Here is a 13,498-nt window from a genome sequence, read left to right on the forward strand (position 1 = left end):
CCCGGCCGGTGCTCGCATCCGGTTCCCGTGCAGTGCTGTCCGCTCGCGCCGAGAGCGGTGTGGTCGGAGTGCGGTTTCACGCGGTCGGAGCCGTCGGCGTCAGAAGGCGTCGTCGCCAGCGAGGGCGCGGGTGCGGCGGCGGGCCAGCACGGCCTGCTCGATGTCGGCGTCGTGGCGGGAGGTGCGTCCGGCCTGGATCGCCTCGACGATCCACTGCACGGTCGGCAGGATGCTGACGAGCATGGCCAGGAACCCCAGCGCCGCGAAGCTGATCGCGACCGGCGGCACGTCGTGATCGGAGCACGCAGAGTTCGCCCCGACGCAGCCGTTGGCCCCGGCGATCGACACGTCGACGATCCCGAAGCTCACGGCCGCGACGACGATCGCGCCGAGTGCGACCACACCCAGCACGCGACGCGAGTGCACGATTCTGATCCCCCTGAGAAGCAGCCGAGACCTCGGCTGTGTCAGGTCAGCGTACGAGCGGCGCCGACACCGTCGCGACGCCCAGCTCGGGGGGTATTCGCGCCCGGGGCCCCGGCACGGGCGTGTCGCGCGTACCATCGTTGCGGCGCCCATGAGGCCCGCACGCAGATCGACGATCAAGGAGGATCACGATGCCCGACACGATCGGACTCGACATCTCAGCAACGCTCACGAACCCCGAACAACTGATCATCGGAGACGAGAACGTGACCACGACGGGGCCGGACGACACGCCCGAATACCTCACCGGCGACGGACCGACGCGCACCGAGAGCGACTCGCTGGGGTCGATGCAGATCCCGGCCGGCGCCTACTGGGGCATCCACACGGCGCGGGCCCTGGTGAACTTCCCGATCTCTCGGCGGGCGATCAGCAACTACCCCGATCTGGTGCGGGCGCTGGCCCGCGTGAAGCAGGCATCCGCTCGGGCCAACAAGGAGATCGGCGTGCTCGATCCCGCGAAGGCCGACGTCATCGACGCCGTGTGCGAGCGGATCGTGGCGGGAGAGCTGCACGACCAGTTCGTGGTGGGCGTGATCCAGGGCGGGGCCGGCACGAGCACGAACATGAACACGAACGAGGTGATCGCGAACGCGAGCCTGGAGGCGATGGGGCTGGCGTTCGGCGACTACGCGAGGCTGCATCCGATCGACGACGTCAACCGCAGTCAGTCCACCAACGACGTGTATCCCACGGCGATCAAGCTCGCGATGGTGTTCGGCGTGCAGCGCCTGCTCGAGGAGCACGCCAAGCTGACCAGGAGCTTCGCCGCCAAGGGCGTGGAGTTCGCGCACGTGCTCAAGGTGGGGCGCACCCAGCTGCAGGACGCGGTGCCGATGACCCTCGGCCAGGAGTTCACGGGATTCGCGCACACCCTGCAGGAGGACTACGACCGCCTCAGCGAGGTCGTGCACTGGCTCAACGAGATCAACATGGGGGCGACGGCGATCGGCACCGGCATCACCGCCGACCCGCGCTACGCCGAGGCGGTGCGTCGTCAGCTCGAGGAGCTCACCGGGATCCCGCAGGAGACGGCGCCCGACCTGATCGAGGCGACGGCCGACGCGGGCATCTTCATGACCCTGAGCGGCACGCTGAAGCGCGCCGCGGTCAAGCTGTCGAAGATCTGCAACGACCTGCGCCTGATCTCCTCGGGTCCGCAGGCCGGCTTCGGCGAGATCAACCTGCCGCCGCGTCAGGCGGGGTCGAGCATCATGCCGGGCAAGGTGAATCCGGTGATCCCCGAGGTGGTGAACCAGGTCGCCTTCAGCGTCATCGGCGCGGATGCCACCGTCACCGCCGCCGCGGAGGCCGGCCAGCTGCAGCTGAACGCCTTCGAGCCCGTGATCGCGCACAGCATCCTGCAGTCGCTCGCCTGGATGACGAATGCCTGCCGCACGCTGCGACTCAACTGCGTCGACGGGATCACGGCCAACACCGCCCGCCTGACCATGCAGGTCGAGTCGAGCGTGGGGGTCGTCACGGCGCTCACCCCGTACATCGGCTACGCCGCCTCGGCGGCCCTCGCGCACACCGCCCTGACCACGAGCGCCTCGATCGCCGAACTGGTGGTCAGCGCCGGCCTCATGACCGAGGAGGAGGTCGCGCGGGTGCTGTCGCCCGAACGGCTGAGCGGCGTCTCGCCGGTCACCGGGGTGATCGTGCTGCCGGGAGGCCCGGCGGCCGTGCCACCGGCCCCGCCCGAGGGGTGACCCCGGGGGCGGGCCGGGCGCGGGCCGCTACTGGCCCGGCGCCTCGCGAACGACCTCCGACGGGTCCTTGTCGGGGCGCCAGCCCCGCCACGACGGCGCCCGCAGTCGACCGTCGGCCGTGAGCTCGGCGAACTCGACCTCGCCGACCAGGCTCGGCGTCACCCAGTGCGCGTCGCGCGCGTCGGCGCTCGGCACGTCGAGCAGGGGCGGGGTGGCGCGGGTCATCCCGTCGAGGCGGGCGCGGATCTCGGCGAGCTGCCGGTCGGTGAAGCCCGTGCCGACCCGTCCGACGTAGCGCAGGCCGTCGGCATCCGGGATCCCCAGCAGCAGTGAGCCGATGCTGTCGGCGCGGCTGCCGTTTCCGGGGCGCCAGCCACCCACGACGACCTCCTGCGTCAGCGTGTGCTTGAGCTTGATCCAGTCGCGCGATCGCTTGCCCGCGCGGTACGGGCTGTCGCGGCGCTTGGCGATCACGCCCTCCAGGCCGAGCTTCTCGCTGGTGGCCAGGGCCGCCGCGAGGTCGTCGCCGGCGTCCGGCGGCACGGTGACGGCCCCGCGGTCCGTCACGAGCTCGGCCAGAAGCCCTCGGCGCGTCGCATAGGGGTCGTCGAGGTGCGAGATGCCCCCTGCTGACAACACGTCGAACACGAAGTAGTGCACCGGTGTCGCGAGCCGCCCCCGCTCGACGTCGCGCGGACTCGTCAGGCCCATCCGCTTCTGCAGGGTGCCGAAGCTCGGGCGACCCGCGCCGTCGAGGGCGACGATCTCGCCGTCGAGCACCGCGTCCCCGCGCACCGCCGCCGCGAGTTCGGCGAGTTCCGGGTAGCTCCCGGTCAGGTCGAGTCCGTTGCGGGAACGCAGGGTCACCTCGTCGCCGCGGATCGTCGCGATCGCCCGGATGCCGTCCCACTTCATCTCGTAGCTCCAGTCGGGCCCGCCCGCGAAGCGATCCACTCCGGTCGTCGCCCCGAGGGTCGCCAGCATCGGGTGCAGCGCCGTGCTGGGCACCCGGGATCCGACGATGGTCTTCGTCGGTGCACCGAGCCCCTTGCGCCCGCTCGACACGGTGCGGTGGCCGTGCCACTTCTCGCCCGTGACCCGGTTGACCGGGCCGCCCTCGGCGTCCCAGTCGACGGGATCTTGGCTCTTCATGAGGTGAAGCATCCAGTTCTTCGGGTTGTCGCCCTGCTTGGTCTGGATGAGCGCGAGCCGGTGCGAGCCGTGCTTCTCACCGTGGATCGTGAGGATCACCTCGCCGTCGCCCGGATCGTCGCGCCACTTCTCGAGCTCGTAGCGGCCGCGGTCCCAGATCGCGACCTCGCCCGCGCCGTATTCCCCTTTCGGAATGCTTCCCTCGAAGGTGCCGTAGTCGAAGGGGTGGTCCTCGACGTGCACGGCCAGGTGGTTCTGCGAGGGGTCGGTCGGCACGCCCTTGGGAACGGCCCAGCTCACCAGCACCCCGTCGCGTTCGAGGCGGAAGTCGTAGTGCAGCGAGCTGGCGTGGTGCTCCTGGATGACGAAGTGCGGGTTCTGCGGGTCGGGCTTCCAACTCGGATCGCTGCCGGGCACGTCGCCGAACGGCTCCGGCGTCTTGGACCTGTTCCGCATCCGCCGGTACTCGGCGAGCTCCTCGCCGCCGCGCTCATGCCCGCTGTCGAAATCACCGGATCGGCCCGCCGAGACATCGGCGAGCGGATCTCCTTTCGCCGCGAGCCGCTTCAGCACCTCGCCGAACTCGAGCTGCGCCAATCCCGGGGCGGCGAGCTCGCGCCACGTGCGTGGTGCCGCGACCGTGGGACGGGCCCGTCCGCGCAGCGAATACGGCACGACCGTCGTCTTGGAACCGTTGTTCTGGCTCCAGTCCAGCAGCACCTTGCCGCCCCGCACCGCCTTCTTCATGTCGCTCACGACCAGCTCGGGATGATCGGCCTCGAGCGCACGCGCCAGTTCGTGCGCGACGGCCGACACCTCGTCGCTCGACTGCGTCCCGTCGAGGGCGGCGTAGAGGTGGATGCCCTTGCTCCCGCTGGTCACCGGCATCGGGTCCAGCCCCATGCCCTGCAGGATCTGACGCACGAGTCTGGCGACCTCGGCGCACTCGGCCAGTCCGGCGCCCTCGCCCGGATCGAGGTCGAGCACCATGCGGTCCGGGTTCTTGCGGGCGCCGTTGCGACCGAAGCGCCACTGCGGCACGTGGATCTCGAGAGCCGCCTGCTGCGCGATCCAGACCAGGGTGGCGAGGTCGTTGACGAGCGGGTACTCGTTGACGTGATCGGAATGCTGGATCGGCCGGCGCAGGATCCAGTCCGGGGCGGAACTCGGCAGGTTCTTCTCGAAGAACACCTGGCCGGGCTTCTCGGCGGTGCCGACCCCCGAGACCCAGCGCTTGCGGGTCGCCGGGCGGTCGCGGGCGTGCGTGATGAGGGCGTCGGCCACCCGGCTGTAGTACTCGATGACCTCGGCCTTGGTCGTGCCGGTCTCGGGATAGAGCACCTTGTCGAGGTTGGTCAGCCGCAGCCGGTGGCCGCCGACCTCGACGTAGCTGTCCGGGCCGTCGCCGGCCGACCCTCCGGATGACCGTGCCATAGGGTCACGCTAACCAAGGGGGTGTACATCGTCCACATCTGCAGAGGAAAATGCCAGGATGCGGTCCATCTGGAAAGGCTCCCTCAGTTTCGGGCTCGTCAACGTGCCCGTGAAGCTCTACGCCGCGACCGAGGACCACGACGTGCCCCTGCATCAGGTGCACGACGCGGACGGCGGCCGCATCCGGTACCAGCGCCGTTGCGAGATCGACGGCGAGATCGTCGACTACGAGCACATCGCGAAGGCGTACGTCGACGGCGACGAGACGGTGATCCTCACCGACCAGGACCTGGCGTCGCTTCCGGCTGAGCGCAGCAAGGACATCGACGTGGTCGAGTTCGTGCCGAGCGACCAGGTCGACCCGATCATGTTCGAGAAGAGCTACTTCCTCGCGCCCGACTCCAAATCGACGAAGGCCTACGTGCTGCTGCTGCGCACCCTGCAAGAGACGGATCGCACGGCGATCGTGCAGTTCGCCCTGCGGCAGAAGACCCGCCTCGCCGCCCTGCGGGTCCACGACGACGTGCTCATGCTGCAGACCCTGCTGTGGGACGACGAGGTGCGCGAGGCCCGATTCCCCGAGCTCGACGAGGTCCCCAAGATCACGGATGCCGAACTGAAGATGTCGAAGCAGCTGGTCGAGAGCTTCGCCAGCGACTTCACTCCCGAGAAGTTCACCGACGAGTACCAGGCGCAGCTGCGCACCCTCATCGAGGCCAAGCTCGAGCAGGGGGACGCGCTCGACACCGAGGCGACCTTCGGGCGTGCCGAGGGCCAGGGCGGGGGAGAGGTGCTCGACCTCATGGAGGCCCTGCGGCGCAGCGTCGAGAACAAGCGCTCGGCCGCCGCGCCGAAGGCGGCCGCGAGCAAGAAGCCGGCCGCGAAGAAGAAGTCGGCCTAGCTCGGGGTGCCCGGCCCCTCGCCGGGGCGTTCGCCGGGCCGGGCGAACATCGGCAGCACAAGCCACGCCGCGAGCGACAGCACCGCGGTGGCGACGCCCGCGGCGATCCCGGCCGTCCGCCCGACGACGACGTCGAAGATCAGCAGCGCGGTTCCGCTCAGGGTGATCGCGACGACGACCAGGGCGACGCGCAGCAGCACGTTCGCGACGCCGACCAGGAAGCGCTTCTCGTGCCGATGGAAGAGCGCGCGATGCATCGCCACCGGGGTCAGGGCGAGCACGGTCGCGACGCTCGAGAACGACACGAGGGTGAGGTAGACGGCGAGCTGGGCCGGATCGAGCTGGGTGAACCGCGGCTGGAACGCGATGGCGAGCAGGAATCCGGTGAAGATCTGGGTGCCGGTCTGCAGCACGCGCAGCTCCTGCAACAGCTCCGTCCAGTTGCGGTCGAGGCGCTGCAGCTCGGTCTCGTGGCGGCCGTCGCCGGGCGGGGACTCCTGCTCGGGCAACGACTCGGCGCGACTCATGCCCCGATCGTACGGTCCGGAGGCGGCGCGCGCGCGGCGGCCTGCGTGGGCGGCTGCGCGGGTCATAGGCTTGGCCGGTGACGGTTCGCGAGCCGGAGAGTCTTGACGAGGCGCCCCTCGACGATGCGGCACGCCTGGATGCGGCCCTTCCGCACGACATCGACTGGACGAAGCCGGCGCCGGGCTCGATCGCCTCGCGCTTCGCGGCCCCGAGCGGAGAGATCGCCGTCGTGTCGGTGGGGAACCCGCTGCATCCCCGCGTCGTGCTCGTGCCGGGGGTGTCGGGCTCGAAGGAGGACTTCGTGCTCGTGATGCCGGTGCTCGCGGCATCCGGCTACTACGTGCAGAGCCTCGATCTCGCCGGTAACTACGAGTCGGCCTCCGCCGGCCCCGCCGCCGACCAGCACTACAGCTACGAGCTGTTCACCGCCGACCTGGTCGCCTTTCTCGAGGCCGGATCGCCCGCCCACCTGCTCGGCTACTCCTTCGCCGGCACGATCGCCCAGCTGACGCTCGTGCAGCGCCCGGAGCTCGTGCGCAGCCTCGCCCTGCTCGCGACCCCGCCCGAGCCGGGCAACGGCTTCCGCGGAGTCAAGATCCTCGGCCCCTTCACGTGGATGGCGACCGGCCGGGTCGGCGCGGCCCTGATGACCTGGGGCATCGTGACGAACAAGAACCGGGTTCCTCCTTCGCGTCTCGAGTTCGTGCGGATGCGCTTCGAGTACACGACCCGGCGCAGCATGGAGGACATCATCCGGCTCATGAAGCGCGCGCCCGAACTGCGCCCGCAGTTGCGCGCCGCGCCGATCCCGAAGCTCGTCGCCGTGGGCTCCCGCGACCTCTGGCCGTTGTCCTTGCACGCCGACTTCGCCGAGCGGATCCGCGCGGAGCTCGCGGTGTACGACACCGGGCACAGTCCGTGCGAGACCACCCCGCATCAGCTCGCCCGCGACCTGCTGCGGCTGTACTCCAAGGTCGACGGACCGCGCGGCTGACCGCCGGCGCGGCGGGTGCCGCTAGGTGTAGTTCCCCGTGAGGTTGTGAACGCGGGAGGCTGGTGTTGATCCGCCGATGCCGGTGTGGGGTCGGTGGTGATTGTAGTGATGCAGCCAGGCGGGGTAGTCGGCTGCGCGGGCTTCGTCGGTTGAGTAGGCGGCGGCGTAGGCCCATTCGGTGGCGAGGGTGCGGTTGAAGCGTTCGACTTTTCCGTTGGTTTGGGGTCGGTAGGGGCGTGTCCAGACGTGTTTGATCGGGCCGAGCGCGTTGGCGAAGTCGCGAGATCGGTAGCAGGCTCCGTTGTCGGTCATCACCGCGGTGACCTGGATGCCGGCGTCGGTGAAGAACTTGTTGGCGCGGAGCCAGAACCCTGCGGCGGTGCCTTTGCGTTCGTCGGACAGGATCTCGGAGTAGGCGAGTCGGGAGTGGTCGTCGACGGCGTGGTGCAGGAACGAGTAGCCGCGGCCGGCCTTCTTGTTGTTGTGGTTGCCGATCGTGCGACCGTGGATGCGGTGGCCGCCGCCGTCAGGGATGCGGCCGAGTTTCTTGATGTCGACGTGGACCAGCTCACCCGGTCTGGACTTCTCATAACGGACCGGACGGGGTCGTCTGACCGGCAGCCCGGTGGCCTGGTCGAGGTGCTGCAGCAACGGCATCGAATACCGCCCCAAGACCCGACCGACCGTGGATCGGGGAACCCCGAGGTGATAGCCGATGCGGTGCGGACCCCACCGCTTCACGAATCGCAAAGCGATGATCCGCCGCTCCAGCTGCCGCGAGCTCCGCTGCGGTGACCGGTGAGGCCGTGAGGACCGGTCCTGCATCGACTGGCCAGCGCGGAACCGAGCCGCCCATTTCGACGCCGTCGCAGGCGAGCACTGGAACCGTTCCGCAGCCCTACGAGCCGACCAACCCTGATCAACGATCAGTCTCGCAAGACGAAGCCGCCCCTCCGGGGCGAAGGGCGCATTAACGTGAGTCACGAAGACCTCCGGTTGACGAAGTGAGTGTGGTAACCCACATCGTTCCGGAGGTCTTCGCTAACTCAAACGATCACAACGTCCCGAGGAACTACAGCTAGGCGGCGTGCCCGGGACGGGAGCCCTCGCCCGTCTCGTGCTCCTCCCAGCGGCGCCGTGCCGCGCGCCGGTTCCAGGGGCTGTCGTCCGGCCAGTGATTGCGCAGGGTGGGAAGCACCCAGGAGAGCCGGCGGCGGAATCCGCTGAAGGTCGCGAAGGGGCGCGCCGAGATCTGCACGACGAAGTCGGGGTCGTAGCGCACGGTCATCCAGGGCTTGATGTGCAGGCTCAGATCGAGGTCGTCGTGGATCGTGCGCTGGCTCCGATGCACCTCGGCGCGCAGCTGCCGCCACACCTCGCTGCGCATCACGAAGTTTGACCCGAAGATCGGCGGATGCCCGAGATAGCCGGTCATCGACCAGTACATGCCCCCGAGGTACCAGGCCTTGCCGATGCGGTGCACCAGTTCGCTCGCCCCGTAGAACTCGCCGGTTCCGGTCAGCACCGAGAGCTCGTCGTCGTGGGCGAAGATCGCGATCGCGCGGGCGAGCCAGTCCGGCGGGCAGATCGAGTCGGCATCCACCCGGGCGATCAGCTCGCCCCGCGCGGCGTCGTAGCCCGCCGAGGCGGCACGCGGGATGCCAGCGATCGGCTCCTCGATGACGCGTGCCCCGGCCTCGCGGGCGACCGCGGCGGTCGCGTCCGTGCTGCCGTTGTCGACGACCACGATCTCGACCTCGAGGTCATCCGGAAGCCCGGTCTGCCGTCCGAGGGCGTCGAGACAGCGCGCCAGCATCGGGGCATCGTCCCGTGCCGGAATCACCACCGAGACGATCATCTGCCCACTCCAGAACGCGCGCCTCATGCGGTCGCGCAGTTGCGAGGTTACTCCGGGCCCGGCCGCCGCGGCGAACGTGCCGGGCGGTGCCTCCAGAGTTGCAGGCTCGCGTAGCTGCGCCACGGCGTCCAGGCGGCGGCGCGCTCGGCGAGGGCGCGCGCCGACCCCGGCAGGCCGAGCGCCTCGGCGCTCTGCCTGATCACCAGATCGCTCGCGAGAAAGACGTCCGGGTTGCCGAGCACGCGCAGCGCGAGGTAGTCGGCGGTCCACGGTCCGACGCCCGGCAGCGCGAGCAGCGCGGCGCGCAGCTCGGCGGCGGGCGTCTCGACATCGAGGCGCAGGGCGCCGTCGGCCAGGGCATCCGCGACCCGCAGGATCGTCGCGATCCGGTTCGCCGGTCCGCGCAGCACCTCCGCGCCGTGCTCGGCGATCGCGGCGGCCGTCGGGAACGACCGCGCTCCCGCCGGCCCCGCGCCCAGGGCCTCGACGAGCCGGCCGACCACCGTGCGCGCGGCAGCGACCGAGATCTGCTGCCCGATGAGGGTGCGGAACAGCGTCTCCGCCCCGTCGGCGCTGCCGGGAATCCGGATGCCGGGCGTCGCGGTCACGAGCGGCGCGAGCGCGGCATCCGCGGCGATGGCCTCGTCGATGGCCACGGAGTCGGCGTCGAGATCGAACATCCGCCGTACCCGCGCCGAGAGAGCGGGCACGTCGGAGAGGCGAGCCAGCCGCGCCGTGACGATCAGGCCCGCGCGGTCGGGATTGAGGCGCACCGTGACCTCGGCCCGCCCGCCCGGCAGCTCGAGGCCGCGCGAGAAGCTGTCGGCGTCGCCCCGTTCGAGGCCCACGACGGCGTGGTCGGCGAAGAAGCGCATCAGGCCGGCGCCGTCGAAGGGCGCGCGCGCCGGCAGATGCAGCACGAGCGGGGTCGCCGGGTCCGCGGCGATCGCGTCGCCCGCACGGCCGCGTCGCGCGATCGCCCGGAGTTGACTCGGCGTCGCCCGGTAGACCTCGGCGATCGTGTCGTTGAACTGCCGCAGGCTGCCGAAGCCGGCGGCGAAGGCGATGTCGGAGATCGGCAGCTCGGTCGCGGCGAGCAGGGAGCGGGCGGTCTGGGCGCGGTTCGCGCGGGCCAGCGCGAGCGGGCCGGCTCCCAGTTCGGCGCGCAGCACCCGCGTGACGTGGCGCGGCGTGTAGCCGAGCCGACGGGCGAGACCCTCGACGCCCTCCCGTTCGACGACGCCGTCGTGCACGAGCCGCATCGCGCGCGAGGCCAGGTCGTCGTGCAGATTCCAGTCCGGCGAGCCGGGCACGGCATCCGGTTGGCAGCGTTTGCAGGCGCGCAGCCCGGCCTCGTGCGCGGCCGCGGCCGTGCGGTAGAAGCTCACGTTGCCCGGCTTGGGCGTCATGGCGGGGCAGCTCGGCCGGCAGTAGATGCCCGTGCTGTGCACCCCCGCGATGAACTGCCCGTCGAATCGGGCGTCGCGCGAGGCGAGCGCGCCGTAGCGCTGGGCGAACTGCGGATCGTCGGGCATGGACCCACCCTCGCACGCGCCCACGACCTTGGCCAGCGGAAATCGGACACCACACGGGAGCACTCTCCGACGGCGGGGACGTCATCGGATAGCCTCGCCGGATGAGCATGGAGGCCGCCGACGGGCACGGGGCCGTCCTTCGCGCGCTGCGGTCCGAGCTCGGCGCCATCGTCCGCACCGACGCTGAGGCGCTCGACGGGGCGCGCGTCGACAAGTCCGGCCGACGCGCTCCCGGGCGGCCGCTCGCCGTCGTCGAGGCCACGACGGTCGAGCAGGTGCAGGCGACGATGCGGATCGCCACGGAGCACCGCATCCCCGTCGTCCCGCGCGGGGCCGGGACCGGGCTCGCGGGCGCGGCCATCGGCGGCGAGGGCGAGATCGTGCTGTCGACCCGCCGTATGGACCGGATCCTCGAGATCTCGGTCGACGACGAGATCGCGGTCGTCGAGCCCGGCGTGCTCAACGGCGAGCTGGATGCCGTGCTCGCCGAACGCGGGCTCTGGTGGCCGCCCGATCCGGCCAGCAAGGCCATCTCGACGATCGGCGGCAACATCGCCACGAACGCGGGCGGCCTGCTGTGCGCGAAGTACGGGGTGACCCGCGAGGCCGTGCTCGGGCTCACGGTCGTGCTCGCCGACGGCCGGCTGCTTCGGCTCGGGCGCCGCACCATCAAGGGCGTGACGGGATACGACCTGACCGCCCTGCTGATCGGATCGGAGGGCACCCTCGGGGTCATCGTCGAGGCGACGCTGCGGTTGCGCCCGCTGCCGAGCGGCACCGTCGCCACAATCAGCGCCTCGTTCGCGAGCGTCGAGCTGGCGGCCCGCGCCGCCGCGGCGATCGTCTCGAGCGGGGTCCGGCCGGCGGTCATGGAGCTGCTCGACGCCCACGCCCTCGAGGCGATCGGTGAGCACCTCGGCCTCGATCTGGGCGGTCGCGGCGCGCAACTGCTGGTGCAGACGGATGGTGCCGCAGCGGAGTCCGAGGCCGACGCCGCCGTCTCGGTCATCGCCGAGCTCGGCGGCGACTCCGAACTCTCCAACGACCCGGACGAGGGCGAGCGGCTGTTCGCGATCCGCCGGGCGTTCCATCCCGCCATGGAGGCGCGCGGAACGGTGCTCATCGAGGACGTGGCGGTGCCGCGCAGCGCCTTGGCCGCGATGTTCGACGCGATCGCCCGCATCGAGTCGAAGTACGGGATCTCGATCCCGACCGTGGCCCACGCGGGCGACGGGAACCTGCATCCGAACTTCATCATCGGGCCCCCGACCGCCGGACCGCGCGCGCTCGCCGACGAGCCCGTCGTCGTGCCCGATCACATCTGGGCGGCCGCCGACGAGCTCTTCGTGGAGTGCCTGCGCCTCGGCGGCACCCTGACCGGGGAGCACGGGGTGGGCGTGCTCAAGAAGCGGTGGCTGCGCGCCGAGCTCGGCGACGACTCCTATGCGCTGCAGCGGCAGCTCAAATCGGTGTTCGACCCGCTCGGCCTGCTGAATCCGGGCAAGGTGTTCTGAGCGCTCGAACGCTCGAGCGACCGCGGCTGAGGGTTCGCTGACAGGCGGCTCGACGGAATAGTCATGCATCCGCATCGGTTGTATCGGTCAAGGTGACTACTCAGATGACTACTGCGACGACCACTTCCTCTTCGAGCAACGCGTCCGCCAACGGCAGGCGCGCCGCCGGTGCGCCCCTGACCCGGGTGCCCGCGCTGCCGCGCGACACGCGGACCGGCCGCCCTCTCGTTCCGCGGCCGACCGTGGGCCGATTGCGCCTGCGCCCGACCCGGCGTGGCCGCGGGTTCATCGTCGGGACGGTGGATGCCGCCGGTCCCGACACCAACGGATTCGCCCCGCGAGACCGCGTCGCCTGGCGCGACTCGGGCGAGGAGCTCGAAGAGCTGCTGTTGATCGATCAGGACGACGTGCTCGGCGTCCCCTCCTGGATCAGCGACGAGCAGCTCGTCAGCTACCTCGGCCCCGGCCTGATCGCTCGCGCCCTGGTGCGCACGCGCCCCTTCGCCCGTGGCGACCAGGTGCGCGTCGTCTCGACCGACCCCGTGGTCGCCGAGTTGACGGCGGCCTGGGCCCGCTCGCTGGGCGCGCGGATCGTCGATCCCGCGGTCGAGTCGGCACGGGTGTCGATCCACGACGAGCCGAAGATCCGTCGCACCGTCCTGGGAAGCCACGGCAAGCTGGCACAGGCCGCGGTCGAGGTGTTCCAGGCGATCCGCGCCGGAGTGTTCGACAGCGTGCCCGTGATCGCGGGCGTCGCCCCGAGCATCGCGGCGTAACGAGAGGTGCGCACCGCGCGGTCCGCGGCGTGGTGCGCGCGTCTAGGCTGTGGGCCATGGGATTCCTGGCGCCGCTCGACGACGACGACCTGACTCCGGATGCGGCCGAGGCCGCCCGGCGGTTCCTCGCCGCCCACCCCGGCCCGCTCTCGCCGCTCGACCGCACCCTGCTGGGCTCCGCGGCGGCCTTCGACGCCTACCAGGGCTGGTTCACGCTGCGTGACGAGCTGGTGCCGTACCTCGGGGAGCGCGCCGTGACCCTGTTCAGCTTCGCCATCAGCGACGGCTACCCGGCGCCGTATCCCGCCGGGTTCTTCCGGCGCGAACTGGAGCTCAACGGCGACGACCCGGTCGACCCTCAGGTCACCGAGGCCGAGCGGTTGCTGATCGATTGGGGTCGCGGCCTCGGGGCGGGTGCGGCATCCGTCGCCCCCGGGCTCGCGGCACGCGTCGAGCAGACGTTCCAACCCAAGCTGCGGCTGCTGCTGACGGCCTTCGCAGGGCTCACCGTCGCGGTCTGCGTGTTCACCGTCGCGGGCGGCGTCGAACTCGAGCAGTAGGCGGTACGGCGCCACCCCGGCGCATCGCCCTCGACGCACCACCCTCGA

Annotated in this window: 12 protein-coding genes; 6 read left to right on the forward strand and 6 right to left on the reverse strand. The window is 70.9% G+C overall.

Annotation, left to right across the window (positions count from 1 at the left end; translation table 11 throughout):
- Positions 1-99 precede the first annotated feature (99 nt).
- Positions 100-426 (reverse strand): hypothetical protein, encoded by a 327-nt coding sequence (locus ACFPJ4_RS03405; protein ID WP_386738883.1) that lies wholly within the window; start codon positions 424-426, stop codon positions 100-102.
- Positions 427-617: 191 nt separating this feature from the next.
- On the opposite strand from ACFPJ4_RS03405, the gene ACFPJ4_RS03410 reads away from it, so the two are divergent.
- Positions 618-2,198, forward strand: coding sequence for an aspartate ammonia-lyase (locus ACFPJ4_RS03410; protein ID WP_386738884.1), 1,581 nt, complete (start codon positions 618-620; stop codon positions 2,196-2,198).
- Between the two features lie 27 nt (positions 2,199-2,225).
- On the opposite strand, the gene ACFPJ4_RS03415 is transcribed toward ACFPJ4_RS03410, so the two are convergent.
- A complete protein-coding gene (locus ACFPJ4_RS03415) occupies positions 2,226-4,784 on the reverse strand; it encodes an ATP-dependent DNA ligase (protein ID WP_386738885.1) in 2,559 nt (852 codons plus the stop codon).
- Between the two features lie 58 nt (positions 4,785-4,842).
- Here ACFPJ4_RS03415 and ku point away from each other — a divergent pair, with 58 nt between their 5' ends.
- Positions 4,843-5,685, forward strand: a complete 843-nt coding sequence (gene ku / locus ACFPJ4_RS03420) for a non-homologous end joining protein Ku (RefSeq protein WP_386738886.1) — start codon at positions 4,843-4,845, stop codon at positions 5,683-5,685.
- Here the strand turns inward: ku and ACFPJ4_RS03425 are convergent.
- On the reverse strand, positions 5,682-6,212 hold the full coding sequence (locus ACFPJ4_RS03425) for a DUF6328 family protein (protein WP_386738887.1): 531 nt from the start codon (positions 6,210-6,212) through the stop codon (positions 5,682-5,684). The genes ku and ACFPJ4_RS03425 overlap by 4 nt on opposite strands.
- A 77-nt stretch (positions 6,213-6,289) precedes the next feature.
- Here ACFPJ4_RS03425 and ACFPJ4_RS03430 point away from each other — a divergent pair, with 77 nt between their 5' ends.
- Complete coding sequence (locus ACFPJ4_RS03430) at positions 6,290-7,207, forward strand: alpha/beta fold hydrolase (RefSeq protein WP_386738888.1); 918 nt, start codon at positions 6,290-6,292, stop codon at positions 7,205-7,207.
- 21 nt (positions 7,208-7,228) lie between these two features.
- On the opposite strand, the gene ACFPJ4_RS03435 is transcribed toward ACFPJ4_RS03430, so the two are convergent.
- From ACFPJ4_RS03435 to ACFPJ4_RS03445, 3 genes are all read right to left on the reverse strand, one after another.
- Entirely contained in the window at positions 7,229-8,191 is a 963-nt protein-coding gene (locus tag ACFPJ4_RS03435) for an IS481 family transposase (protein ID WP_386738889.1), read from the reverse strand.
- Positions 8,192-8,285: 94 nt separating this feature from the next.
- The gene (locus ACFPJ4_RS03440) at positions 8,286-9,065 is read right to left on the reverse strand and encodes a glycosyltransferase family 2 protein (RefSeq protein ID WP_386738890.1); all 780 of its coding nucleotides are present in this window, start codon (positions 9,063-9,065) and stop codon (positions 8,286-8,288) included.
- 47 nt (positions 9,066-9,112) lie between these two features.
- Complete coding sequence (locus ACFPJ4_RS03445; RefSeq protein ID WP_386738891.1) at positions 9,113-10,600, reverse strand: DNA-3-methyladenine glycosylase 2 family protein; 1,488 nt, start codon at positions 10,598-10,600, stop codon at positions 9,113-9,115.
- 107 nt (positions 10,601-10,707) lie between these two features.
- Here ACFPJ4_RS03445 and ACFPJ4_RS03450 point away from each other — a divergent pair, with 107 nt between their 5' ends.
- The 3 genes from ACFPJ4_RS03450 to ACFPJ4_RS03460 all read left to right on the forward strand — a co-directional run bounded on the left by ACFPJ4_RS03450 (position 10,708) and on the right by ACFPJ4_RS03460 (position 13,450).
- Entirely contained in the window at positions 10,708-12,114 is a 1,407-nt protein-coding gene (locus ACFPJ4_RS03450; protein WP_386739762.1) for an FAD-binding oxidoreductase, read from the forward strand.
- 104 nt (positions 12,115-12,218) lie between these two features.
- Complete coding sequence (locus ACFPJ4_RS03455) at positions 12,219-12,890, forward strand: MDR/zinc-dependent alcohol dehydrogenase-like family protein (RefSeq protein WP_386738892.1); 672 nt, start codon at positions 12,219-12,221, stop codon at positions 12,888-12,890.
- A gap of 56 nt (positions 12,891-12,946) precedes the next feature.
- Complete coding sequence (locus ACFPJ4_RS03460) at positions 12,947-13,450, forward strand: hypothetical protein (RefSeq protein ID WP_386738893.1); 504 nt, start codon at positions 12,947-12,949, stop codon at positions 13,448-13,450.
- Positions 13,451-13,498: the final 48 nt, after the last annotated feature.

Source organism: Lysinimonas soli, from assembly GCF_042655435.1.
Lineage (GTDB): Bacteria > Actinomycetota > Actinomycetes > Actinomycetales > Microbacteriaceae > Lysinimonas > Lysinimonas soli.

Coding starts and splice junctions, on each gene's coding strand:
- ku (WP_386738886.1), top strand. CDS start 4,843: ATGCGGTCCATCTGGAAAGGCTCCCTCAGTTTCGGGCTCGTCAACGTG.
- ACFPJ4_RS03455 (WP_386738892.1), top strand. CDS start 12,219: ATGACTACTGCGACGACCACTTCCTCTTCGAGCAACGCGTCCGCCAAC.
- ACFPJ4_RS03425 (WP_386738887.1), bottom strand. CDS start 6,212: ATGAGTCGCGCCGAGTCGTTGCCCGAGCAGGAGTCCCCGCCCGGCGAC.
- ACFPJ4_RS03415 (WP_386738885.1), bottom strand. CDS start 4,784: ATGGCACGGTCATCCGGAGGGTCGGCCGGCGACGGCCCGGACAGCTAC.
- ACFPJ4_RS03460 (WP_386738893.1), top strand. CDS start 12,947: ATGGGATTCCTGGCGCCGCTCGACGACGACGACCTGACTCCGGATGCG.
- ACFPJ4_RS03440 (WP_386738890.1), bottom strand. CDS start 9,065: ATGATCGTCTCGGTGGTGATTCCGGCACGGGACGATGCCCCGATGCTG.
- ACFPJ4_RS03410 (WP_386738884.1), top strand. CDS start 618: ATGCCCGACACGATCGGACTCGACATCTCAGCAACGCTCACGAACCCC.
- ACFPJ4_RS03445 (WP_386738891.1), bottom strand. CDS start 10,600: ATGCCCGACGATCCGCAGTTCGCCCAGCGCTACGGCGCGCTCGCCTCG.
- ACFPJ4_RS03450 (WP_386739762.1), top strand. CDS start 10,708: ATGGAGGCCGCCGACGGGCACGGGGCCGTCCTTCGCGCGCTGCGGTCC.